This is a genomic window from Streptomyces coeruleorubidus (genome assembly GCF_008705135.1).
Lineage (GTDB): Bacteria > Actinomycetota > Actinomycetes > Streptomycetales > Streptomycetaceae > Streptomyces > Streptomyces coeruleofuscus.
The window spans coordinates 1,965,886-1,986,814 of record NZ_CP023694.1; the positions used below are offsets into that span (position 1 = coordinate 1,965,886).

The window sequence follows — 20,929 nt, forward strand, 5'->3', positions numbered from 1 at the left end:
CGAGCCTAGACCCTCCCGGAACGCCGAATGTCCAGACCCTCTACAGGGTCGAATGCAGCCGCAGGGTCCGCACGCCGCCGCCGGTGAGGAGCTCCACGATCCGCTCCCCCGCGGGCTTGCGCACGGACGCACCGCACTCCGGGCAGGTGAAGGAGTAGAAGGTGGTGCGGCTCGTGGCGCCGATGGCGAGGCGCAGGGCGCTCGCGGTGAGTTCGAAGCGCTCCCGGCAGTCCGGGCAGCCCGCCCGGAACACCACCGGGGTCACGCTCGTCATCCCGGCGAACGCGGACTCCACCGTCATGCCCATCGCACCGGACGTCACCGACTCGCTCACAGCCCTGGCTCCTCTTTCTCGGGTCGTTCGCCTTCGGGGCACCCGGGTGGCGAAGGGGTGGGCCGGCTCGCCCCCGGCATCGACCAGCTCCGCGCCCCGGCACCGCGGCGGTGCCGGAGGACGGCCGTAGGGGGCGTCCGCGAAGTCCCGCCTGCCCCGCGACGCCCGGCAGTCTCCCCCAAGCTCTTCGAGGAGGAGGGACCCCCATTCGCCGCACCGGGCGAACGCCGGTGTGCAACCAGTACGCGGGCGTCCGCCCGGCACTCCCCCAGCCTTCGGCCGGGGGCACCCCCAGAACACGCACCGAACTCCGCGGGGCCCGCCCTGCGGGCGGACGGCGGGACTGTGCGGACACCCCCCGGCAGCCGGCCGCCGGCGCCCTGGGCACCCGCGGCTCACGCGCGCCTGCCGTCCGGCCCGTCCGCCACCGCGTGCAGCCCGCGCGCCTCGGCCTCCTCCACCACGTCGGCCGCCGCCAGCGCCTCGATCCCGTCGTACGCCGCCAGCGCCTCGCGGGCGGCCTGCCGGGCGCTGTCCGCCAGCTCGGGCGGCGACACGATCCGGCCGTCGCGCCCGAGCCGCAACGCCAGGCGCCGCAGCGACGCCGGCTCGGGGGTCCGCAGAGTGATACGCAGCCCGCCGTCCGGGAGCTCATCCGCGCTGTCGTGCGGGTAGTACTCGGCGACCCAGCGGCCGCCGGGCCCGACCTCGACCACGACCTCCGGGTCCTCGGCCGCGGGCTGCACCAGCGCCTCGGACAGATCCCGCAGCTCGATCTCCGGCGGTGCCGACGGCTCGTCGAGGATCTTGATCTCGGCGACCCGGTCCAGCCGGAAGGTGCGGCGCGCCTCCGAGCGGCGGCACCAGGCCTCGACATACGTGTGCCCGACGCTGACCAGGCGGATCGGGTCGATCTCCCGCTCGGTGACCTCGTCGCGCGCGGGCGAGTAGTACCGGATCCACAGCCGGCGGCGCTCGGCGATCGCCCGGTCGACGTCCGCGAAGACCCCGCCCTCGGACTCGAAGGTCACCGACAGCCGCGAGCTGGCGCCCGCCGCCTCGCCGGCCGCGGCCTCCACCTTGGCCGTCGCCCGCAGCAGCGCCTGCCGGTCGCTCTCGCGCAGTCCGGGCAGCGTGGACACGGCCCGGGCGGCGACGAGCAGGGCGGTGGCCTCGTCGGCGGCGAGCCTGAGCGGCTCGGCCGCCTCTGCCGCCAGGGCGGCCGGGTTGTGCCACCAGATGCGCTCGCCGTCGGTGTCGATGTCGAGCAGGTCGCCACCGCGGAAGCTGGTGCCGCACATGGGCAGCACGTCGAGGTCGGAGACCAGCTCGTCCTCGGTGATGCCGAAGGCGCGCGCGACGTCCTCGACCCGGGCTCCGGGGCGCTCCCTCAGATACGTCACCAGGGAGAGCATCCGTCTGGTCTGGTCGATGGCGTTCACGGGCCTGACCGGTTTGCCTGCCACTGTCTCGTCCGCTCCCCCTCAGCCCTTGGCCACGGCCCGTAGCCGGTCCACCACGTCGGCCCGCAGCTCCGCTGGCTCCAGGACGACCACGTCCGGCCCGAACTCCACCAGCCAGGCGTCCAGCCCGTGGCCGTACGGAATCTCCAACTCGTCCCAGCCGTCACCGAGTTCCCGTACGGAGGTGGCCTTCGCCCGAAGGGGGTACCCCGCGTCCGAGCGCAGCCGGATCCGCGCCGAACGGTCGGTGATCTCCCCGGCCCAGCTCGCGACGGTCTCACGGACGGTGACGACGTCCGGCACGTCGGCGGTGTACCGGCCGCCGCGCGAGCGGACCTTGCCGGTGATCCGGGACAGCCGGAAGACCCGCTCGGCGCCTCGGTCGCGGTCCCAGCCCGCCAGGTACCAGTGGCCCCGCCAGCACTCCAGCGCCCATGGCTCCACATGCCGCTGCTCGGGGTGGGCGGCGGTGGCCTTGCGGTAGTCGAACACGACGGGCCTGCGGTCCCGGCAGGCGAGCATCAGCGGCTCGAACGCCGCCTCGTGCACGGGGATGCGCGGTTCCAGGGCTCCGTGTGACCCGTACGGGTCGACGTCCTCGGGGAGTCCCGCCGCGCGCAGCTTCTGGAGGGCGCCGCTGGCGGCGCCGGCGAGCCGGGCCTGCTGCCACACCTTGGCGGCGAGCCCGAGTGCGGCGGCCTCCTCGGCGTCCAGGGTGATGGGCGGGAGGCGGTTGCTGTCGCGGCGGGCCAGATAGCCGATCTCACCGTCGAGGCTCTCGACGGTCTCGATGACCAGTCCGAGTTCGCGCAGGTCGTCCTTGTCGCGCTCGAACATGCGGTTGAAGGAGTCGTCGTTGCCGCCCGGGCCGTTGCCGGGGCCGAAGGCCTCGACGTAGGCCTCGATGGAGTCGCGCAGCTCACGCTTGCTGAGCGGCCGCCGCGTCCCGAGCAGACACAGCGCCAGGTTCATCAGACGCTCGGCCTTGGCAATGGCCATCGAAGCGCTTCGCCTCCCTATGGTGCTTACGAGCGATGACCGTACCGCCACACGGTGGCCCGGCAAAAGCCGAGGGCCCATGCCCGAACAGGCATGGGCCCCACGTGATCGAGTCTGTTCGGATCTTGCTCAGACTCCGAGCAGGTCGACCACGAAGATCAGCGTCTCGCCGGGCTTGATCGCCGGGGTCGGGCTCTGGTTGCCGTAGGCGAGGTGGGCGGGGATGGTCAGCTGGCGGCGGCCGCCGACCTTCATGCCCTGCACGCCCTGGTCCCAGCCCTTGATGACCCGGCCGCCGCCCAGCGGGAAGCGGAACGGGGTGCCGCGGTTCCAGCTGGCGTCGAACTCCTCGCCGGTGCTGAAGGAGACACCGACGTAGTGCACGGTGACGGTCTGGCCCGCCTGCGCGACCGGGCCGTCGCCTTCCCAGATGTCCTTGATCTCGAGGTCCGCCGGGGGCTCGCCGCCCGGGAAGTCGATCTCGGGCTTGTCGATGCTCACGTCTCTAGCTCCTGCTTGTCTACGGAAAGGCGAACACGCACAGTCTTACATCCCGGGCGCGTCACAGCTTCGCGAGGATGTCCACCGAAAAGACCAGCGTGGAGTCCTTCTTGATGCCACTGCCCTGCGGCGGGTTGTCCCCGTAGCCCAGTTCCGGCGGGATGACGATGAGGACGCGGCTGCCGACCTTCTTGCCGGTCAGGCCCTGCGCCCAGCCCTTGACGACCTGCTGGAGCGAGAACGACACGAGCTGCTTGTTGGCGTACGACGAGTCGAACTCCTTGCCGCCGTCCCACAGCACGCCCTTGTACTGCACGAGGACGCTGTTGTCGGCGGCGACCTCCTCGCCGTCACCCTCCAGGACGTACTCCGCGACGAGCTTCTTCGGCGCGGCCGACTTGGGCACCTCGATGGACGGCGCCTTGCCGTCGGTGTCGGTGCCGACCTTGGGCAGGTCCGCGTCGTCCTGCGGGACCTCCTTGCCCTTGGCGGAACTCTTGGCGTTGAACGTGTCCTGCACGTCGACGACGAAGACCAGGGTGTCGGTGCCCTTGATGCCCGCCTGCGGGTTGCCCTGCGAGCCGTAGCCCCAGGTGGGCGGGACGGCCATCTCGACACGGCTGCCGGCCTTCTTGCCGGCCAGCGCGTACCGCCAGCCGTCGATGATCTGGCCCTGGGTGAGCTGGATGGCCAGGCGGGCCTTGCGGTCGTAGGAGTTGTCGAAGACCTTGGCGGTGTTCCAGACCTGGCCCAGGTAGTTCGCGACGACGAAGTCGTTCTCCGCGATGGCCTTGCCGCTGCCCGCGACCAGGGTCTTCACCGCGAGCTGCTTCGACGGCTCTCCGCTGCCCTTGGCGATCGTCGGCTTCTCGTCGAACTTCGTGCCCGAGGTGACCGCCGGCAGCGGGCCGTCGACGATCTTCGGCGGCGGGGCGGCGGACGGAGCCGACGCCGAGGGCGACGGGCTGTCGCTGGCCTTGCTCGAGTCGGATTTGTCGTCGCCGCATGCGGCGAGCGTGGCAAGTCCAGCGGGTACGGAGATGAGAAGTGAGCGTCGGCGCACTGTGGGGGCCTCGTAATCGGTCGATCTCGTTGATGGCGTGCGCGCAACTCTACGGCGTGAGCAGGGCGCCGTACTTGTAACGTACGGCGCCCGTGTGGCGTTCCGGCGATTTCCCCGCCGGCGCATTTCCTCACATTCCGGCGATCAGCTTCTCCACTCGGTCGTCCACGGAACGGAACGGGTCCTTGCACAACACGGTGCGCTGAGCCTGGTCGTTGAGCTTGAGGTGCACCCAGTCGACCGTGAAGTCACGGCGCTGTTCCTGCGCGCGCCGGATGAAGTCGCCGCGCAGCCTGGCCCGAGTGGTCTGCGGCGGTACCGACTTGCCCTCGAAGATCTTCAAGTCGTTGCAGATGCGCGCTGCCTGACCCTTCTTCTCGAGAAGGTAGTACAGGCCGCGACGGCGGTGGATGTCGTGGTAGGCGAGGTCTATCTGCGCGACGCGCGGATGCGACATGGTCATGTTGTGCTTGGCCCGGTACCGCTCGAGGAGCTTGTACTTCATGACCCAGTCGATCTCGGTGCCGATGCGGTCGAGGTCCTCGCTCTCGATCGCGTCCAGCGTGCGGCCCCACAGCTCCAGGACCTGCTCCACGGTGCCGGTGCGGATGCCCCGGCGGTCGCAGAAGTCCAGGGCCTTCTCGTAGTACTCGCGCTGCACCTCCAGGGCGGAGGCCTCGCGTCCGCTGGCCAGGCGGACCTTGCGGCGGCCGGTGATGTCGTGGCTGACCTCGCGGATCGCCCGGATGGGGTTCTCCAGGGTGAGGTCCCGCATCACCGTGCCCGCCTCGATCATGCGCAGCACCAGGTCGGTGGCGCCGACCTTGAGGAGCATGGTCGTCTCGGACATGTTGGAGTCGCCCACGATGACGTGCAGGCGACGGTAGCGCTCGGCGTCCGCGTGCGGTTCGTCACGCGTGTTGATGATCGGCCGGGAGCGGGTCGTCGCCGAGGAGACGCCCTCCCAGATGTGCTCGGCCCGCTGGCTCACGCAGTACACGGCACCGCGCGGCGTCTGGAGCACCTTGCCCGCGCCGCACAGCAACTGCCGTGTGACCAGGAACGGAATCAGAATGTCCGCGAGCCGGGAGAACTCCCCGTGCCGGGCGACCAGATAGTTCTCGTGGCAGCCGTAGGAGTTGCCCGCCGAATCGGTGTTGTTCTTGAAGAGGTAGACGTCGCCCGCGATTCCCTCCTCGTGCAGGCGTCGTTCGGCGTCCACCAGGAGTCCTTCGAGAATGCGCTCGCCCGCTTTGTCGTGGGTGACCAGTTCGGTCACGTTGTCACATTCGGGTGTGGCGTATTCCGGATGTGAACCCACGTCGAGATAGAGGCGGGCGCCGTTTCGCAGAAAGACATTGCTGCTGCGGCCCCATGACACGACACGGCGGAAGAGGTACCGCGCCACCTCGTCAGGAGACAGGCGGCGCTGTCCCCTGAACGTGCACGTGACGCCGTACTCGTTCTCCAGCCCGAAAATGCGGCGGTCCATGAGGGAACATTACGCCCGATCCCCTGAACTGAAACGGGGTTCGACGGCACGGTTTGGATCATTTTCCGAACCAGCGGCAACCACCGCTCCCCCACCGGGAGCTGCGAGTACCCGCCCTGTGGCGGTCAAAACCAGCAGGGAGACACCACCCGCGACACCCGGCAGGGCGAAGCCCCACAGGGTTCCTCCCGTCTCCACGACGGGCCCCGCGACGCCCGCTCCGACCGAGTGGCCCACGGTGAACGTCGTCACCAGCCAGGAGAACGCCTCGGTGACCGTGCCGCGCGGCGCGTGCCGGTCGACCAGGACGAACGCGCAGGCGATGGCGGGCGCGAGGAAGACCCCGGCGAGCGCGGTCAGCGCCACCATGGGCACCGCGTCCGGCATGAGCATCAGCGGCAGATAACACACCACCAGAAGGGCCACCAGCACCCGCAGTCGCCGCGCGGGCTCACCGGCCCACTGCCGGGCCCCGTAGACGGTGCCTCCGACCAGCGCCCCGAAGCCCAGAGCCGCCATCAGCCAGCCGTACACGACGTCACCGCCGTGGTCGTCCGCGTAGGGCACCGAGGCGACGGTGATGGAGCCGAGCGCGATCCCTATGAACAGGAACGCCGCCAGCAGCGCCAGCAGCCCCGCCGAGCGCAGCGCGCCGAGCCAGTGCGCCTCGCGCGGCGCCGACCGCCACGCGCGCGAGGGCGGCGACACCACCACGGACAGCGCCCCCAGCACCCCGACCACGTTCAGCACCAGCAGCGCGGCCTGGGCGGACCACAGGGACACGCACAGCGTCACGAGCAGCGGCCCGACGGTGAACATCACCTCCTGGGCCACGGCGTCCATGGCGTACGCGGTGTGCACGTGTTCCTCCTTGCGGAGGACGGACGACCACAGGGCCCGCAGTCCGCCTTCGAGAGGCGGCGTGAAGAGCCCGGCGGCGGCGACGGCGGCATACGCGAGGGGCAGCGACCCGATCCCGCCGAAGGCGAAGACGGCCATGGCGAGCCCGGACAGGACGGCCGCGGGCAGCTGCACACGCGGCTGCCCGCGCAAATCCACGAGCCGGCCCAGCACCGGCTGGCCCACGGCGTTGGCGACGCCGTACACACCCACCAGCGCCCCCGCGACGCTGTACGAACCGCCTTCGGCCCGCACGAACAGCAGGATCGCGATGGCGGCCGTGGCATTGGGCAGCCGGCCGACCAGCGTGCCGACGAGCAGCCGGGCGGCGTGTCGCGCCCGAAGGATCTCCAGGTATCCCGTGGCCATGTCCCCGCCCTAGGTTTTACGTATAACGTCGAGTTCCATACGTACCATGGCCGCTGTTCACGAGTCCAGACGAAGGAGCAGCCCGACGGTGGCACGAGGCAGCACCCGACCCACGAGCCGGGACGTCGCCCAGGCCGCCGGCGTGTCCCAGGCGGCGGTTTCCCTGGTCCTCGGGGACAAGTGGCGCGGGCGCGTCTCGGAGACGACGGCTCAGCGGGTCCGCGAGGCCGCGCGCGACCTGGGCTACCGCCCGAACCTGGCCGCCCGCAACCTGCGTCTGGGCCGCACCCGCACGGTCCTCCTGGTGGTCCCGGCCCTGACCACGGAGTTCTTCGCCGGCGTCTACACGGGCGCCACCCGCGTCGCCGCCGAACACGGCTTCGGAGTGGTCCTCTACCCCTCCCCCGAGGGCATCGGCCCGGCCCCGGACCCCTTCGCCTCCGCCCAGGCCGCCCTGGACGGCGTCATCGCGTCCTCGATGGCCTCGGACGCCGTGACGGCGATCCGCGGGGAGGCGCTGCCGCTGGTGATGCTGGACAGCGACCCGGCGGAGAGCCTGGGGGCGGCGACGGTGAACCTGGACATCGCCGACGGTGTCCGCCAGGCCGCGGAGCATCTGCTGTCCCTCGGCCACCGGCGGTTCCTCCACCTCGCGGCGGACGTACCGTCCTGGACCTTCGAGGTACGCGCCCAAGAGCTGGCGGCTCGTCTGGGTGAGGTGCCCGGTACGTCCGTCCGCACGGCCCGCTCACCGATCTCCATCGAGGGCGCGGTGGCCGCGGCCGAAGCCGCCCTCTCCGGGCCGGGCCCCCGCCCTACGGCCGTGATCTGCGACGACGACCAGCTGGCCGCCGGCACGTACAAGGCAGCTCGCCGACTTGGCCTGCGCGTGCCGGACGACCTGTCGGTCACCGGCCTGGACGATCTGGCCCTGGCCACGGCGATCGACCCTGAACTGACGACGGTCCGCCTGGACGCCGAGCTGTTCGGCGAACGGGGCATGCGGGCGCTGCTGGCCGTCCTGGAGGGCCGTGAGCCCGAGAGCGGGGACATCCCGGTGCGGCTGGTGGTACGGGGCTCCACGGCACCACCGGGCCTGCCGTAGCTGCTCGGCGTCGCCGCCGGGGCGGGGTGGGTCCGCAACCCGGCGGAGCGGGGTGCCGGCAGCGGCTGCTGGGGCCGGGTGTGCCCGCAACCCGGCGGAGCGGGGTGCCGCTGCGCCCACCCGTGCCGCCCCTAGCGGCACGACTGCCCGCAGCCAGAGCGGCCACGACGCGCCCGCACCCCACCGAAGCCGCACAGGCCGCCGCAGACACCCCGGCTCAACCGCCGGAGGCAGCCGCGCGCCCTGGCCGCCGAAACGGCCAGGGCGCGCGGCAGTGAACGATTACTCGTTGTCCCCGGACGCCTCCGCCTCGGCTTCGGCGTTCGCGTCCGCCTCGGCCTCGGACGCCGTGGTCGCCCCGTCCGCCTCCAGCAGCCGGCTCAGCTGGCGCCCGCTGATCCGCTTGAACTTGCGCTTCTGCGGCCGCGTACGGTCCAGCACCGCCACTTCCAGCCGCTCCGCGGGAATCTCCCGCTCGCTGCCGTTGGTGTCACGGGACAGGGACTGCACCGCCAGCTTCAGCGCCTCGGCCAGCGTCATGCCGTCCCGGTGGCGCTGGTCCAGGTAGCTGCTGATCTGCTCGGCGTTGCCGCCCACCGCGACCGCGCCGTGCTCGTCCACGATGGACCCGTCATGGGGCAGCCGGTAGATCTGGTCCTGCTCGGGCGTCTCCCCGACCTCGGCGACGACCAGCTCCACCTCGTACGGCTTCTCCCCGACACTCGAGAAGATCGTGCCCAGCGTCTGCGCGTACACGTTCGCCAGGCCCCGGGCCGTCACATCGTCCCGGTCGTAGGTGTAACCCCGCAGGTCGGCGTAACGGACACCACCGATCCGCAGGTTCTCGTACTCGTTGTACTTGCCGGCGGCGGCGAAGCCGATCCGGTCGTAGATCTCGCTGAACTTGTGCAGCGCGCGGGACGGGTTCTCTCCGACGAACACGATGCCGTCGGCGTACTGCAGCACGACCAGGCTGCGACCACGGGCGATGCCCTTGCGGGCGTATTCCGCCCGGTCGGCCATCTGCTGCTGGGGTGAGACATAGAACGGCGTCGACACCGGTTATCCGTCCCTCTCTTGAAGATTCCGTCGGTTCACTGGACCACGCTCATGAAGACAGCCGGCCGCTCACAGCAGCGCGGCCCGCGGACCGTCGGGCTGCTCCAGACGCCGCTCCAGAATCGAGCGCGCGATCTCGGACGACTCGTTCTCGGAGAGGCGGCGGAAACCGTCCTCGGTGATCACGGTGACGATGGGATAGATCCGGCGGGCGACATCGGGACCACCGGTCGCCGAGTCGTCGTCTGCCGCGTCGTAGAGCGCCTGGACCACCAGCGTCGTGGCCTCGGCCTCGCTCAGGTCCTCCCGGAAGAGCTTCTTCATCGCGCCGCGAGCGAAGATCGAACCGGAACCCGTGGCCGCGTAACCCTGTTCCTCGGAGCGCCCGCCCGTGACGTCGTAGGAGAAGATCCGCCCCTTCTCCCGGTCCACGTCGTACCCGGCGAACAGCGGCACGACGGCCAGGCCCTGCATGGCCATGCCGAGGTTGGACCGGATCATCGTCGACAGCCGGTTCGCCTTGCCCTCCAGCGACAGCTGCGCGCCCTCGACCTTCTCGAAGTGCTCCAGCTCCAGCTGGAACAGCTTCACCATCTCCACGGCCAGACCCGCCGTACCGGCGATGCCCACGGCCGAGTACTCGTCGGCCGGGAAGACCTTCTCGATGTCCCGCTGCGCGATGACGTTGCCCATGGTGGCCCGCCGGTCACCGGCGAGGACGACGCCGCCGGGGAACGTCACGGCCACGATCGTCGTGCCGTGCGGCGCCTCGATCGCGCCCTGCACCGGGGGCAACTTCTTGTTGCCCGGCAGCAGTTCGGGCTGATGATCGGACAGGAAGTCCATGAAGGAGGCAGACCCCGGCGTCAGGAAGGCAGCCGGCAGACGCCCGGTGCTACGAGTGTTGGCTTCCACGCGATTCCTTCCACGTAAGCGACAGCCCGCCCTGTGACGTCGGGCCGATCCTTGGAACAACCCCGGCCCGGTTGCGACCGGGGGCACGGTATGCCTCGGACCCTACCCGTCCTTCGGCGGTGATCCACATGCCCGGCGGAACCAACTCCGCCGGAGCGACGCCGCACTTGCCCGCCGCGCGCATCGGGCGGGCCACCGGGCTCCGGACGCCACCGACGCCCGGAGCGCCGCACGCGAGGGCATCACGTCATGCTCTGCCCCGCGCACAGCGCTCCGCGCCCGGCTCGTCCGTCACCACGCACCCCGTTCGCCTTCGGGATGAAGGCTCAGGCGCCTTACTGGCCACCCTTTTGAACGAAGGACCGCACGAAGTCCTCGGCGTTCTCCTCGAGGACGTCGTCGATCTCGTCCAGAACCGAGTCCACGTCGTCGCTCAGCTTCTCCTGTCGCTCCTTGAGGTCCTCGGAAGCCTGCGCCTCTGCCGCCTGCTCCTCGACCTCCTCGGTGGACCGGGTGGCCTTCTGCTGTCCGCCGCCGGTGTCCTTGGTCGCCATATCCCTCACCCCGCTCGGTTCGCCCGACACAGTTGCTCGGTCAAGATCAGACCCTACTCGCCGGGTCTGACAATGGCCCCGCAGTTGCTCCAACGTACGGGGACCACCTCGATGATTCCCGGACCTGGGATTTTCCACCCTGTCCGGCGGGCCCCACCCGAGTACCCGCTGAACGCGCTCACCCGCCCGAAAGGACCCTGACCAGGTCTTCCGCCGTGCGGCAGCGATCCAGCAGCTCCTTGACGTGATTACGCGTTCCGCGAAGCGGTTCCAGGGTTGGAACCCGCTGGAGGGAGTCCCGGCCCGGCAGGTCGAAGATCACCGAGTCCCAGGAGGCCGCCGCCACGTCGTCCGCGTACTGCTCCAGGCAGCGGCCGCGGAAGTACGCGCGGGTGTCCTCCGGCGGCGCCGTACGGGCCCGCTCGACGTCCGCCTCGTCCAGCAGTCGCTTCATGCGACCGCGGGCCACCAGACGGTTGTACAGGCCCTTCTCGGGCCGTACGTCGGCGTACTGGAGGTCGACCAGGTGCAGCCGCGCCGCGTCCCACTCCAGGTTGTCCCGGCGCCGGTAGCCCTCCATCAGCTCCCGCTTGGCGACCCAGTCCAGCTCGCCGGCCAGGCTCATCGGGTCGTGCTCCAGGCGGGTGAGGGTGTCCTCCCAGCGGGACAGGACGTCCTTGGTCTGGTCGTCGGCGTCGGCCCCGAACCGCTCCTCCACGTACTTGCGTGCGAGCTCGTAGTACTCCATCTGAAGCTGGACCGCCGTGAGCGTACGGCCGCTGCGCAGCGTGATCAGGCGCTTCAGGGACGGGTCGTGCGAGACCTGGTGGAGGGTGCGGACGGGCTGGTCGACGGCCAGGTCGACGGCGATGAAGCCGTCCTCGATCATCGACAGGACCAGGGAGGTCGTCCCCAGCTTGAGGTACGTCGAGATCTCCGACAGGTTCGCGTCGCCGATGATCACGTGCAGACGGCGGTACTTCTCGGCGTCGGCGTGCGGCTCGTCGCGGGTGTTGATGATCGGGCGCTTGAGCGTCGTCTCCAGGCCGACCTCGACCTCGAAGTAGTCGGCTCGCTGGCTGAGCTGGAAGCCGTGCTCGTGCCCGTCCTGCCCGATGCCGACGCGGCCGGCGCCGGTGAAGACCTGGCGGGAGACGAAGAACGGCGTGAGGTGGCGCACGATGTCCGAGAAGGGGGTCTCCCGCTTCATCAGGTAGTTCTCGTGCGTGCCGTAGGACGCGCCCTTGTTGTCGGTGTTGTTCTTGTACAGGTGGATCGGCTGGGCACCGGGCAGCTGGGCGGCCCGTTCCGCGGCCTCCGCCATGATCCGCTCGCCGGCCTTGTCCCAGAGGACGGCGTCCCGCGGGTTGGTGACCTCGGGGGCGCTGTACTCGGGGTGCGCGTGGTCGACGTAGAGCCGTGCGCCGTTGGTGAGGATCACATTGGCCAGGCCGATGTCCTCGTCGGTGAGCTGGCTGGAGTCGGCGGCCTCGCGGGCGAGGTCGAAGCCTCGGGCGTCCCGCAGCGGGTTCTCCTCCTCGAAGTCCCAGCGGGCCCGGCGGGCCCGGTGCATCGCCGCCGCGTAGGCGTTCACGATCTGGGACGAGGTGAGCATGGCATTGGCGTTGGGGTGGCCGGGGACGGAGATCCCGTACTCCGTCTCGATGCCCATTACTCGCCGTACGGTCATGCGGCCCTCCTTGCCCGGCGGCGCCCTCGGTCGTGGGCGCCACTCAGATACCGCTGGCGCTCGGTTGCGTGTGCGGTGCCCGTCCCCGCACTGCGCGACTTGGCGGTACGCAAGAGCCTAGAACGCCTTTGCGCTGGTGGGGAGATCATTTGCGTCATTGCGTTGCTCCAGCCGTGGCCTGAAAAACAGTCGGCTGCGGGTACCCGCCGAGGGCACCCGCAGCCGCCCTGCCTTTTACAGGTACTGACCGGTGTTCGCCACCGTGTCGATGGAGCGTCCGGTGTCCGCGCCCTGCTTTCCGGTGATGAGCGTACGGATGTACACGATCCGCTCGCCCTTCTTGCCGGAGATTCGGGCCCAGTCGTCCGGGTTGGTGGTGTTCGGCAGGTCCTCGTTCTCCTTGAACTCGTCCACGCAGGCCTGGAGGAGGTGGGAGACCCTGAGTCCCTTCTGGTTCTTCTCGAGGAAGTCCTTGATCGCCATCTTCTTGGCGCGGCCCACGATGTTCTCGATCATGGCGCCGGAGTTGAAGTCCTTGAAGTAGAGGACTTCCTTGTCACCGTTGGCGTAGGTGACCTCCAGGAAGCGGTTCTCCTCGGATTCGGCGTACATCTGTTCGACGGCCGTCTGGATCATGCTCTGGACCGTGGAGGCCTTGGAGCCGCCGTGCTCGGCGAGGTCGTCGCCGTGCAGCGGGAGGCGCTCGGTGAGGTACTTGCCGAAGATGTCCTTGGCCGCCTCGGCGTCCGGACGCTCGATCTTGATCTTCACGTCCAGCCGGCCGGGCCGCAGGATGGCGGGGTCGATCATGTCCTCACGGTTGGAGGCACCGATCACGACCACGTTCTGCAGGCCCTCCACACCGTCGATCTCGGCGAGCAGCTGCGGGACGATGGTGTTCTCCACGTCCGAGCTGACACCGGAGCCACGGGTGCGGAAGAGGGACTCCATCTCGTCGAAGAAGACGATGACGGGGGTGCCCTCGCTGGCCTTCTCACGGGCCCGCTGGAAGACGAGGCGGATCTGCCGCTCCGTCTCACCGACGTACTTGTTCAGGAGCTCGGGGCCCTTGATGTTGAGGAAGAAGCTCTTGCCCTGGGCCTGGCCGGTCACCTCGGCGACCTTCTTGGCCAGCGAGTTGGCCACGGCCTTGGCGATCAGGGTCTTACCGCATCCAGGGGGCCCGTACAGCAGGACACCCTTCGGCGGCCGCAGTTCGTGCTCCTTGAACAGGTCCGGGTACAGATACGGGAGCTCGACCGCGTCGCGGATGGCCTCGATCTGGCCGCCGAGGCCGCCGATCTGCTCGTAGCCGATGTCGGGGACCTCTTCGAGGACGAGCTCCTCGACCTCACTCTTCGGCACGACCTCGTAGACGTAGCCGGAGCGCGGTTCGAGCAGGAGGGCGTCGCCGGCGCGGATGGTGACGTCCAGCAGCGGCTCGGCGAGCCGTACCACCCGCTCCTCGTCGGTGTGCCCGAGCACCAGGGCCCGCTCGCCGTCCTCGAGGATCTCCTTGAGGGTGACGATTTCACCGACGCGCTCGTACTCCATGGCCTCGACCACGTTGAGCGCTTCGTTGAGCATCACTTCCTGGCCGCGCCGGAGCTCGTCGAGCTCGACGCTGGGGCTGACGTTCACCCTGAGCTTGCGGCCGCCGGTGAAGATGTCGGCGGTGCCGTCCTCGTTCGCCGTCAGGAAGACACCGAAGCCGGCCGGCGGCTGCGCGAGCCGGTCGACTTCCTCCTTGAGGGCCACGATCTGGTCACGGGCCTCACGGAGCGTGTTGGCGAGTCGCTCGTTCTGTGCGGACACGCCGGCCAGATTGGTCTGCAGCTCGACGATCCGCTCTTCGAGAATCCTCGTGTGCCGCGGAGAGTCGGCGAGCTTGCGTCGCAGGACGGCGATCTCCTGCTCAAGGTAGGCAATCTGCCCGGCCGGGTCGTCGGACCCGCGTCCCGGGCGGATGCCGCGGTTCATGTCGTCGTCGTGGGCTGCCACGGTCCTCACCTCCTCCAAGGGGAGCTGGACGCTTCCAGACCCTACCTGGGCGGGTGTCGATTGAAACCCCTAGATCACAAAGACGGTCGGGGTGTGTCCGATCTTCACCCTTGCGCTCTCCCTCACGCCAGGGGAATACCCAGCGAACATGATTGGAACCCAGCCGGAGGTAGGGTCGAAGCGTTCAACACCCGTCAGAGCTGGCCGGATTCCCGATACGGCTCGACGTATGAAACGGCAGGAGACATGAGCGTGCAGCAGGAGGCCGGAGTCGAGGGCGAGGCACTGGAGGTCTGGATCGACCAGGATCTGTGTACCGGTGACGGCATCTGCGCCCAGTACGCGCCCGAGGTGTTCGAGCTGGACATCGACGGTCTGGCCTATGTGAAGAGCGCCGACGACGAGTTGCTCCAGGACAAGGGCGCGACAACGCCCGTTCCCCTGCCGCTTCTCACGGACGTGATCGACTCGGCGAAGGAGTGTCCGGGCGACTGCATCCACGTACGTCGAGTTTCGGACAGGGCTGAAGTCTACGGACCAGACGCGGAGTGACTACTTCTCTACGTTCGGTTACTACTGTCTGATATCTCACACATGATGCGCACGGTCCTCACACGCTGCGGGCACCGGCCGGTGCCGAGCGCACGAACGCGCCGTTCTGCCAACGCCATTTCGCGTCGCTGTGCACATCAGGGCAGCAACGGGGCACATCGGGCGACGAGTAGCCGAGCAGCGCGGCCGTGACGGCGCCGTCGCGTACGGCGAAGTCGCTGACGGTGGTGCCGTCCTTGGGGTCGAGCAGGGTCGCCACCACGCGCGGTGCGCCGCCGTCGGCGCCCCGGGTGAGGACGTACACGCCGTCCGGCGGGGTGCCCATCGGGGAGTCGCAGTGGACCACGGCCACCGTCTCGGGCTGTCCGTCGCCGTCGAGGTCGCCGGAGGCCTTCTTCTTCACCACGGCCTTCACCGGGCCGCACTCGAGGGGGAACTCCACCGCGGCCGGGTCGGGCGCGGCCGCGCTCGCCGGCGCGCTTCTGGTCTCGGGGGCGGACGGCTGAGCGGCCGTCGCCGCGCCGGGCTGGAGGACCGAGGAGAGGGCCACGACACCGGCGACGGCCGTCGCGGTGGCGAGCCAGTGGATGGGTCGGGTGTGGGTGTGGGCGAGCTCCGGGACGGCGGAAGGCTGCACTAGGAGTGTCTCCTGAGGGCTGTGCCGGTGGTGGGGTGGCCAGCATGGTGCCACACGTCACACGGCGAGGGAACGGCGGGGTGTGCACGTCCCGTGCCGGGGAAGTCAGAAGGGTTACGGTCCCTGCCGCTGTGTCAGCGAGCGCCTGCCGGCGCGGGGCCGCTGCCGGCCCGTGGCACGTCGGAAGGGCGGGCCGTGGGGGGCCTGTTTCAGGTCAAGACACACACGCGCTGGTTCACTCGCCACGGCCACCCCGGACAACAGTGAGGCGCCGTGGCGGAGTTCGGACCGGGTCCGGGAACTCCGCCACGGCGCCTGTGCGTTGTGCGGGGCGGCGGGCCGTCTCAGCGGCCGGTGCCGCCGTCGGCGTTGGGGCCGGCGTAGTCCTCGCCGTAGGCGCCCTTGGCGGGGCGGCGGCGGCGCATGGGCGGCTCGACACCGTCGGCGAGGCGGCGGGCGGTGAGCAGGAAGCCGGTGTGGCCGATCATCCGGTGGTCCGGGCGGACGGCCAGGCCCTCGATGTGCCAGTTGCGGATCATCGTCTCCCAGGAGGTCGGCTCGTTGAAGCAGCCGATCTCGCGGATGGACTCGACGGTCCGGGCGAGCTGGGTGGTGGTCGCCACGTAGCAGCACAGGATGCCGCCGGGGACCAGCGCCTTGGACACGGCCTCCAGGCACTCCCAGGGGGCGAGCATGTCGAGGATGACGCGGTCGACGTCGGCGTCGGACAGGTTGTCCTGGAGGTCGCCGACGGTGAGCTGCCAGGCGGGGTGCGGGCCGCCGAAGTAGCGCTCCACGTTCGCCTGGGCGATCTCGGCGAAGTCCGCGCGGCGCTCGTAGCTGTGCAGCATGCCCTGGTCGCCGATGGCGCGCAGCAGGAAGCTGCTGAGCGAGCCGGAGCCGACCCCGGCCTCCACGACGCGGGCGCCGGGGAAGATGTCGGCGAACGCCAGGATCTGCCCCGCGTCCTTGGGGTAGACCACGGCGGCGCCGCGGGGCATGGACAGGACGTAGTCGGGGAGCAGGGGGCGCAGCGCGAGGTAGGCGACGTTTCCTGTGGTGCGGACAACGCTGCCCTCGGGAGCGCCGATCAGTTCGTCGTGGGGGAAGGAACCCTTGTGGGTGTGGAAGTTCTTCCCGGCCTCGAGCGTGAACGTGTAGTGGCGGCCCTTGGGGTCGGTCAGCTGTACCTGGTCCCCGACCTTGAAGGGCCCGCGCCTGCGGGCGGCACCGGTCGGTTCGGACATGTGACCAGCCTACCGGCACCTGAGAGGGCCTCCGACCACGGTCCGGCCACTAGGGCCTGTCGTTTGGATCAGGTCGCAGACGCGGGGCCTGGCACGCGCATCTGCGGCGTTGTCGTCAGTCGCCAACGCTCCGCGTTGACTCCCTCCTCCGCCTTGCAGCTGCACGCACCAGCCCCCGCTCACCGGCGCTGAAGAGATGCCGCCGATTCCCCGCGACCTGATCCAAACGACAGGCCCTAGGAGGGACGGGCCATGGCCTTCACGAAGGCCCGCTCCACATCGGCCGCGGACAGGACGCCGTAGATCTCGCCGGTCTCCTCGACCACCAGGTACTCGGTCGCCGGGGTGGCGCGCAGGGCGTCCAGGAGCTCCTCGCCGGACAGTTCCGCCGAGACGCGCATGCCGTCGGTCAGGTCCTGGGCGAGGCCGCTGACCGCGACCCAGGGGCGGCGGTGTTCGGGTACGCCGACGATGGCGGCCTCGCGGACAAGGGAGACGGGGTTGCCGTGGGCGTCGACGACGACCAGGGCGCGGGCGCCGGCGGCGTTGGCGCGGCGCAGGGCCTCCGAGAGCGGGGTGTCGGTCTCGACCGGGACGGCACGGCGGGTGAGCGCACGGGCGCGCAGTTCGGGGAGGTGCTCGCGCAGGCGGGCCATGCGCAGGCTGTTGCCGGCGCCGGTCCAGATGATCGCGGCAAGGATGGCGGCGAGCAGGGCGTCCAGGACGGTGTCCATGCCGACGTTGTCCACGGCCTCGGTGCCGAGGGCGCCGGACTGCGTCAGCAGGGGCAGGCCGATCAGGACGGAGACGGCGAGGGCGCGGCCGACCCAGGCGGCGGCGACGGTGCCGGTCATCGGCTTGCCGGTGATCTTCCAGACGACCGCACGGAGCATGCGGCCGCCGTCCAGGGGCAGGCCGGGCAGGAGGTTGAACGCGGCCACGATGAGGTTGGAGATCATCAGACCGGCCAGCAGGACGCCCGGGACGGTCCCGGGTTCCACGGTCTGTACGGCGCCGTAGAAGACGCCGGCCAGGACGAGGGAGAGCAGCGGCCCGACGAAGGCGAGCACGAACTCCCGTCCGGGGGTCTCGGCCTCCTTCTCGATCTCGGAGACGCCGCCGAAGAACTGGAGCTGGATACGGCGGACCGGGAGCTTGAAGCGGAGGGCGGCGACCGTGTGGGCCAGTTCGTGCACCAGTACGGACGCGTAGAAGGCGACCGCGAAGAACAGGGAGACCAGGTAGCGGGAGGCGCCGAGCTCGGGCAGCACGCGCTCGAGCTGTCCGCCGAACACCCAGGTGATCAGCGCGGCGACGAGGAACCAGCTGGGCGCGACGTAGACGGGCACGCCGAACGGCCGCCCCATCAACAGTCCGCCTCGCGGCTCCGGGGGGCGCTGGGGCGCGGGGCCCTTGCCGTCCGCCGAGTGCGCGAGGTGACGGGCACCGGGGCCGGAGGCGGCGTGCTGGCCGTTCGCATCAGGCTCGCCCGCGGCAGAGTCCATGTGCGGGCCGGTGGCGAAGGCACGGTCGGGGTGCGCGTCGGCCTCCGGCGGACGGCTGCCGTCGTGCCCGCCCGCGGCAGAGTCCGTGTGCGGGCCGGTGGCGAAGGCACGGTCGGGGTGCGCGTCGGCCTCCGGCGGGCGGCTGCCGTCGTGCCCGCCGTGGGCGGGGGCCTTGCGCAGGGCATCGCCCGCGGAGCCGTCCGCGTGCGCGTCAGCCTCCGAACGGCGGCTGCCCTGGCTCTCGCCGTGAGCCGGGGCCTTGCGCAGGGCATCCGTCTCGGGGCTGTCCGGGTGCTCCTGGTGGGAGGCTTCCGGGGATTGCCGGTCCGGGGGGCCGTCGGTCGTGGCGGCTGCGTTCTGGCCGGGGGCCGGGTCTCCCGGACGCGGGGCGGCCGGGCGGACGGGGCCGGGGGTCTCAGGCGCTGCCGCGTCGGCCGTCGGTCCGGGTGTCTGTGGGGACGGACGGTCGTCCGGCCGGGGCGGCGGCGTCGCGGCAGGGGCGTCGTCGTCGCTCGTGGAGGTGAACCGCCGTACGTCCGTGGACCGTTCGTCGGCGGAGGTGGGGTCGGTGGCCCGGGCCGGAGGCCCTGCGTGATCGGCCGACTCCTCGTTGCCGGACCGCGGCTGCCCGCGCCCGCCGCTCTCGTCCACCGGTGTCCCCTCGTTCGCTGCTTCTCCCGCGCCTGCCGGACGGGAGGGTCTCGAGTCGATGGTATGCGTCCGTCGAGGTGCGTTCCGCCCCGGCACCCCTGAGTTTCCTCCGCCCCGCCTCCTCGCTCCTGCCCGCGGCGCGACCGCGGCTGGGTCACTGTCAGTGGCGGGCCGTATGGTCTGAGGCATGGAGACGAGCACCGAGGGCGCGGCACAGCCCGACAGCAGCCCTGCCGCGGCGGTGGATCCGCCGGTCCCGGCCGGGTCCGTGGAGGCGGTCATCGAGACGGCGGTGGAGACGGCGACCGAGACCGCGCCCACCGCCATACCGCCCGCCTCGCTGTCCCCCTCGCGTGCCAGTGACTTCATGCAGTGCCCGCTGCTCTACCGTTTCCGGGTCATCGACCGGCTGCCGGAGAAGCCGAGCGAGGCGGCGACCAGGGGCACGCTGGTGCACGCGGTCCTGGAGCGGCTCTTCGACGCCCCGGCGGCCGAGCGCACGGCACCGCGGGCGAAGTCGCTGATCCCGGGCCAGTGGGACCGGCTGCGGGAGACGCGGCCGGAGGTCGTGGAGCTGTTCGCCGACGATCCGCAGGGCGAGCGGCTGGCGCGCTGGCTGGGCGAGGCCGAGCAGCTCGTCGAGCGCTGGTTCAGCCTGGAGGACCCCAGCCGGCTGGAGCCGGCCGAGCGGGAGCTGTTCGTCGAGGCCGAGCTGGAGTCCGGGCTGCGGCTGCGCGGGATCATCGACCGGGTCGACGTGGCGCCCACGGGCGAGGTGCGGATCGTCGACTACAAGACGGGGAAGGCCCCCAGGCCCGAGTACTCCGAGGGCGCCCTGTTCCAGATGAAGTTCTACGCCCTCGTCGTCTGGCGGCTGAAGAACGTGGTCCCGCGGCGGCTCCAGCTGGTCTACCTCGGCAGTGGTCAGGTGCTGACGTACGACCCCGTCCTCGCCGACCTGGAGCGGGTCGAGCGCAAGCTGCTGGCGCTGTGGGAGGCGATCCGGCTGGCGACCGAGACGGGCGACTGGCGGCCGCGCCCCACGAAGCTGTGCGGCTGGTGCGATCACCAGGCCCACTGTCCGGAGTTCGGCGGCACTCCCCCGCCGTATCCGCTGCCGTTGCGGGAGACCGGCCAGGGCGGCTGAGTCCGGCGGCCTCGCGCAGGGCAGAATGGGGCCGGACTAGCGAAGGAGACTTACGTGGCCATCCGCGTCCTACTGGTCGACGACCAGCCCCTGCTCCGTACGGGCTTCCGGATGATCCTGGAGGCCGAGCAGGACCTCGCGGTCGTCGGCGAGGCCGGAGACGGCCTCCAGGCGCTCGACCAGGTGCGGGCGCTACAGCCCGACGTGGTCCTGATGGACATCCGCATGCCGCGGATGGACGGCGTGGAGGCGACCCGGCAGATCACCGGCCCCGGCCGGGACGGTCCGGCGAAGGTCCTGGTGCTGACCACCTTCGACCTCGACGAGTACGTGGTCGAGGCCCTGCGGGCCGGTGCCAGCGGCTTCCTGCTCAAGGACGCCCCGGCCAACGAGCTGGTGCAGGCGATCCGGGTCGTGGCCGCGGGGGAGGCGATGCTCGCGCCGAGCATCACCAGGCGGCTGCTCGACAAGTACGCCACGCATCTGCCGTCGGGCGAGGAGCCCGTGCCGGACACGCTGCACACGCTCACCGACCGCGAGGTCGAGGTGCTGAAGCTGGTGGCGCGCGGGCTGTCCAACGCCGAGATCGCCGCCGACCTGTTCGTCAGCGAGACCACCGTCAAGACGCACGTCGGGCATGTGCTCACCAAGCTGGGCCTGCGCGACCGCGTGCAGGCCGCGGTGTACGCCTACGAGAGCGGTCTGGTGCGCCCCGGCGCGCAGTAGGCCTCCTCACCGCCGGAAC

General features: G+C 70.6%; 18 protein-coding genes and 1 pseudogene. 4 read left to right on the top strand and 15 right to left on the bottom strand.

The features are described 5' to 3' along the window. Positions 1–40: 40 nt before the first annotated feature. The 7 genes from CP976_RS09230 to CP976_RS09260 form a co-directional block, all read right to left on the bottom strand. Positions 41–334, bottom strand: a complete 294-nt coding sequence (locus CP976_RS09230; protein ID WP_150479899.1) for a CpXC domain-containing protein — start codon at positions 332–334, stop codon at positions 41–43. A gap of 395 nt (positions 335–729) precedes the next feature. Next, on the bottom strand, positions 730–1,800 hold the full coding sequence (locus tag CP976_RS09235; protein ID WP_190146977.1) for a helix-turn-helix transcriptional regulator: 1,071 nt from the start codon (positions 1,798–1,800) through the stop codon (positions 730–732). 18 nt (positions 1,801–1,818) lie between these two features. Then, positions 1,819–2,796 (bottom strand): helix-turn-helix transcriptional regulator, encoded by a 978-nt coding sequence (locus CP976_RS09240; protein ID WP_086850470.1) that lies wholly within the window; start codon positions 2,794–2,796, stop codon positions 1,819–1,821. A gap of 129 nt (positions 2,797–2,925) precedes the next feature. After that, on the bottom strand, positions 2,926–3,297 hold the full coding sequence (locus CP976_RS09245) for an FKBP-type peptidyl-prolyl cis-trans isomerase (RefSeq protein ID WP_030243994.1): 372 nt from the start codon (positions 3,295–3,297) through the stop codon (positions 2,926–2,928). Positions 3,298–3,358: 61 nt separating this feature from the next. After that, positions 3,359–4,360, bottom strand: coding sequence for an FKBP-type peptidyl-prolyl cis-trans isomerase (locus CP976_RS09250; RefSeq protein ID WP_150479900.1), 1,002 nt, complete (start codon positions 4,358–4,360; stop codon positions 3,359–3,361). Positions 4,361–4,490: 130 nt separating this feature from the next. Next, positions 4,491–5,852, bottom strand: coding sequence for a Pup--protein ligase (pafA, locus tag CP976_RS09255; RefSeq protein ID WP_059419425.1), 1,362 nt, complete (start codon positions 5,850–5,852; stop codon positions 4,491–4,493). A gap of 9 nt (positions 5,853–5,861) precedes the next feature. Next, on the bottom strand, positions 5,862–7,121 hold the full coding sequence (locus CP976_RS09260; protein ID WP_150479901.1) for an MFS transporter: 1,260 nt from the start codon (positions 7,119–7,121) through the stop codon (positions 5,862–5,864). Between the two features lie 46 nt (positions 7,122–7,167). Here CP976_RS09260 and CP976_RS09265 point away from each other — a divergent pair, with 46 nt between their 5' ends. Then, positions 7,168–8,226 (top strand): LacI family DNA-binding transcriptional regulator, encoded by a 1,059-nt coding sequence (locus tag CP976_RS09265; RefSeq protein ID WP_150479902.1) that lies wholly within the window; start codon positions 7,168–7,170, stop codon positions 8,224–8,226. 282 nt (positions 8,227–8,508) lie between these two features. Here CP976_RS09265 and prcA read toward each other — a convergent pair whose 3' ends face one another. From prcA to arc, 5 genes are all read right to left on the bottom strand, one after another. Next, positions 8,509–9,285, bottom strand: a complete 777-nt coding sequence (prcA, locus tag CP976_RS09270; RefSeq protein WP_150479903.1) for a proteasome subunit alpha — start codon at positions 9,283–9,285, stop codon at positions 8,509–8,511. 69 nt (positions 9,286–9,354) lie between these two features. After that, on the bottom strand, positions 9,355–10,200 hold the full coding sequence (gene prcB / locus CP976_RS09275; RefSeq protein ID WP_150479904.1) for a proteasome subunit beta: 846 nt from the start codon (positions 10,198–10,200) through the stop codon (positions 9,355–9,357). Positions 10,201–10,535: 335 nt separating this feature from the next. Then, positions 10,536–10,754 (bottom strand): ubiquitin-like protein Pup, encoded by a 219-nt coding sequence (locus CP976_RS09280; protein WP_030244016.1) that lies wholly within the window; start codon positions 10,752–10,754, stop codon positions 10,536–10,538. Between the two features lie 178 nt (positions 10,755–10,932). After that, positions 10,933–12,444 (bottom strand): depupylase/deamidase Dop, encoded by a 1,512-nt coding sequence (gene dop, locus CP976_RS09285; protein WP_341874594.1) that lies wholly within the window; start codon positions 12,442–12,444, stop codon positions 10,933–10,935. A gap of 234 nt (positions 12,445–12,678) precedes the next feature. Continuing rightward, a complete protein-coding gene (arc, locus tag CP976_RS09290) occupies positions 12,679–14,445 on the bottom strand; it encodes a proteasome ATPase (RefSeq protein ID WP_086843989.1) in 1,767 nt (588 codons plus the stop codon). Positions 14,446–14,691: 246 nt separating this feature from the next. On the opposite strand from arc, the gene CP976_RS09300 reads away from it, so the two are divergent. Then, the gene (locus tag CP976_RS09300) at positions 14,692–14,997 is read left to right on the top strand and encodes a ferredoxin (protein ID WP_059419413.1); all 306 of its coding nucleotides are present in this window, start codon (positions 14,692–14,694) and stop codon (positions 14,995–14,997) included. Between the two features lie 58 nt (positions 14,998–15,055). On the opposite strand, the gene CP976_RS09305 is transcribed toward CP976_RS09300, so the two are convergent. From CP976_RS09305 to CP976_RS09315, 3 genes are all read right to left on the bottom strand, one after another. Beyond that, the gene (locus CP976_RS09305; RefSeq protein WP_150479905.1) at positions 15,056–15,634 is read right to left on the bottom strand and encodes a hypothetical protein; all 579 of its coding nucleotides are present in this window, start codon (positions 15,632–15,634) and stop codon (positions 15,056–15,058) included. A 344-nt stretch (positions 15,635–15,978) separates the two neighbouring features. Beyond that, positions 15,979–16,881 (bottom strand): tRNA (adenine-N1)-methyltransferase, encoded by a 903-nt coding sequence (locus tag CP976_RS09310; RefSeq protein WP_020274881.1) that lies wholly within the window; start codon positions 16,879–16,881, stop codon positions 15,979–15,981. A 236-nt stretch (positions 16,882–17,117) separates the two neighbouring features. Next, complete coding sequence (locus CP976_RS09315) at positions 17,118–19,037, bottom strand: site-2 protease family protein (protein ID WP_150479906.1); 1,920 nt, start codon at positions 19,035–19,037, stop codon at positions 17,118–17,120. Positions 19,038–19,224: 187 nt separating this feature from the next. Here CP976_RS09315 and CP976_RS09320 point away from each other — a divergent pair. Together CP976_RS09320 and CP976_RS09325 are read left to right on the top strand one after the other, a co-directional pair. Next, a pseudogene (locus CP976_RS09320) lies at positions 19,225–20,224 on the top strand (RecB family exonuclease). Positions 20,225–20,238: 14 nt separating this feature from the next. Beyond that, on the top strand, positions 20,239–20,910 hold the full coding sequence (locus CP976_RS09325) for a response regulator (protein ID WP_010045368.1): 672 nt from the start codon (positions 20,239–20,241) through the stop codon (positions 20,908–20,910). Positions 20,911–20,929: the final 19 nt, after the last annotated feature.

Coding starts and splice junctions, on each gene's coding strand:
- CP976_RS09240 (WP_086850470.1), bottom strand. CDS start 2,796: ATGGCCATTGCCAAGGCCGAGCGTCTGATGAACCTGGCGCTGTGTCTG.
- pafA (WP_059419425.1), bottom strand. CDS start 5,852: ATGGACCGCCGCATTTTCGGGCTGGAGAACGAGTACGGCGTCACGTGC.
- CP976_RS09260 (WP_150479901.1), bottom strand. CDS start 7,121: ATGGCCACGGGATACCTGGAGATCCTTCGGGCGCGACACGCCGCCCGG.
- CP976_RS09265 (WP_150479902.1), top strand. CDS start 7,168: ATGGCCGCTGTTCACGAGTCCAGACGAAGGAGCAGCCCGACGGTGGCA.
- CP976_RS09280 (WP_030244016.1), bottom strand. CDS start 10,754: ATGGCGACCAAGGACACCGGCGGCGGACAGCAGAAGGCCACCCGGTCC.
- dop (WP_341874594.1), bottom strand. CDS start 12,444: ATGACCGTACGGCGAGTAATGGGCATCGAGACGGAGTACGGGATCTCC.
- CP976_RS09300 (WP_059419413.1), top strand. CDS start 14,692: ATGAGCGTGCAGCAGGAGGCCGGAGTCGAGGGCGAGGCACTGGAGGTC.
- CP976_RS09310 (WP_020274881.1), bottom strand. CDS start 16,881: ATGTCCGAACCGACCGGTGCCGCCCGCAGGCGCGGGCCCTTCAAGGTC.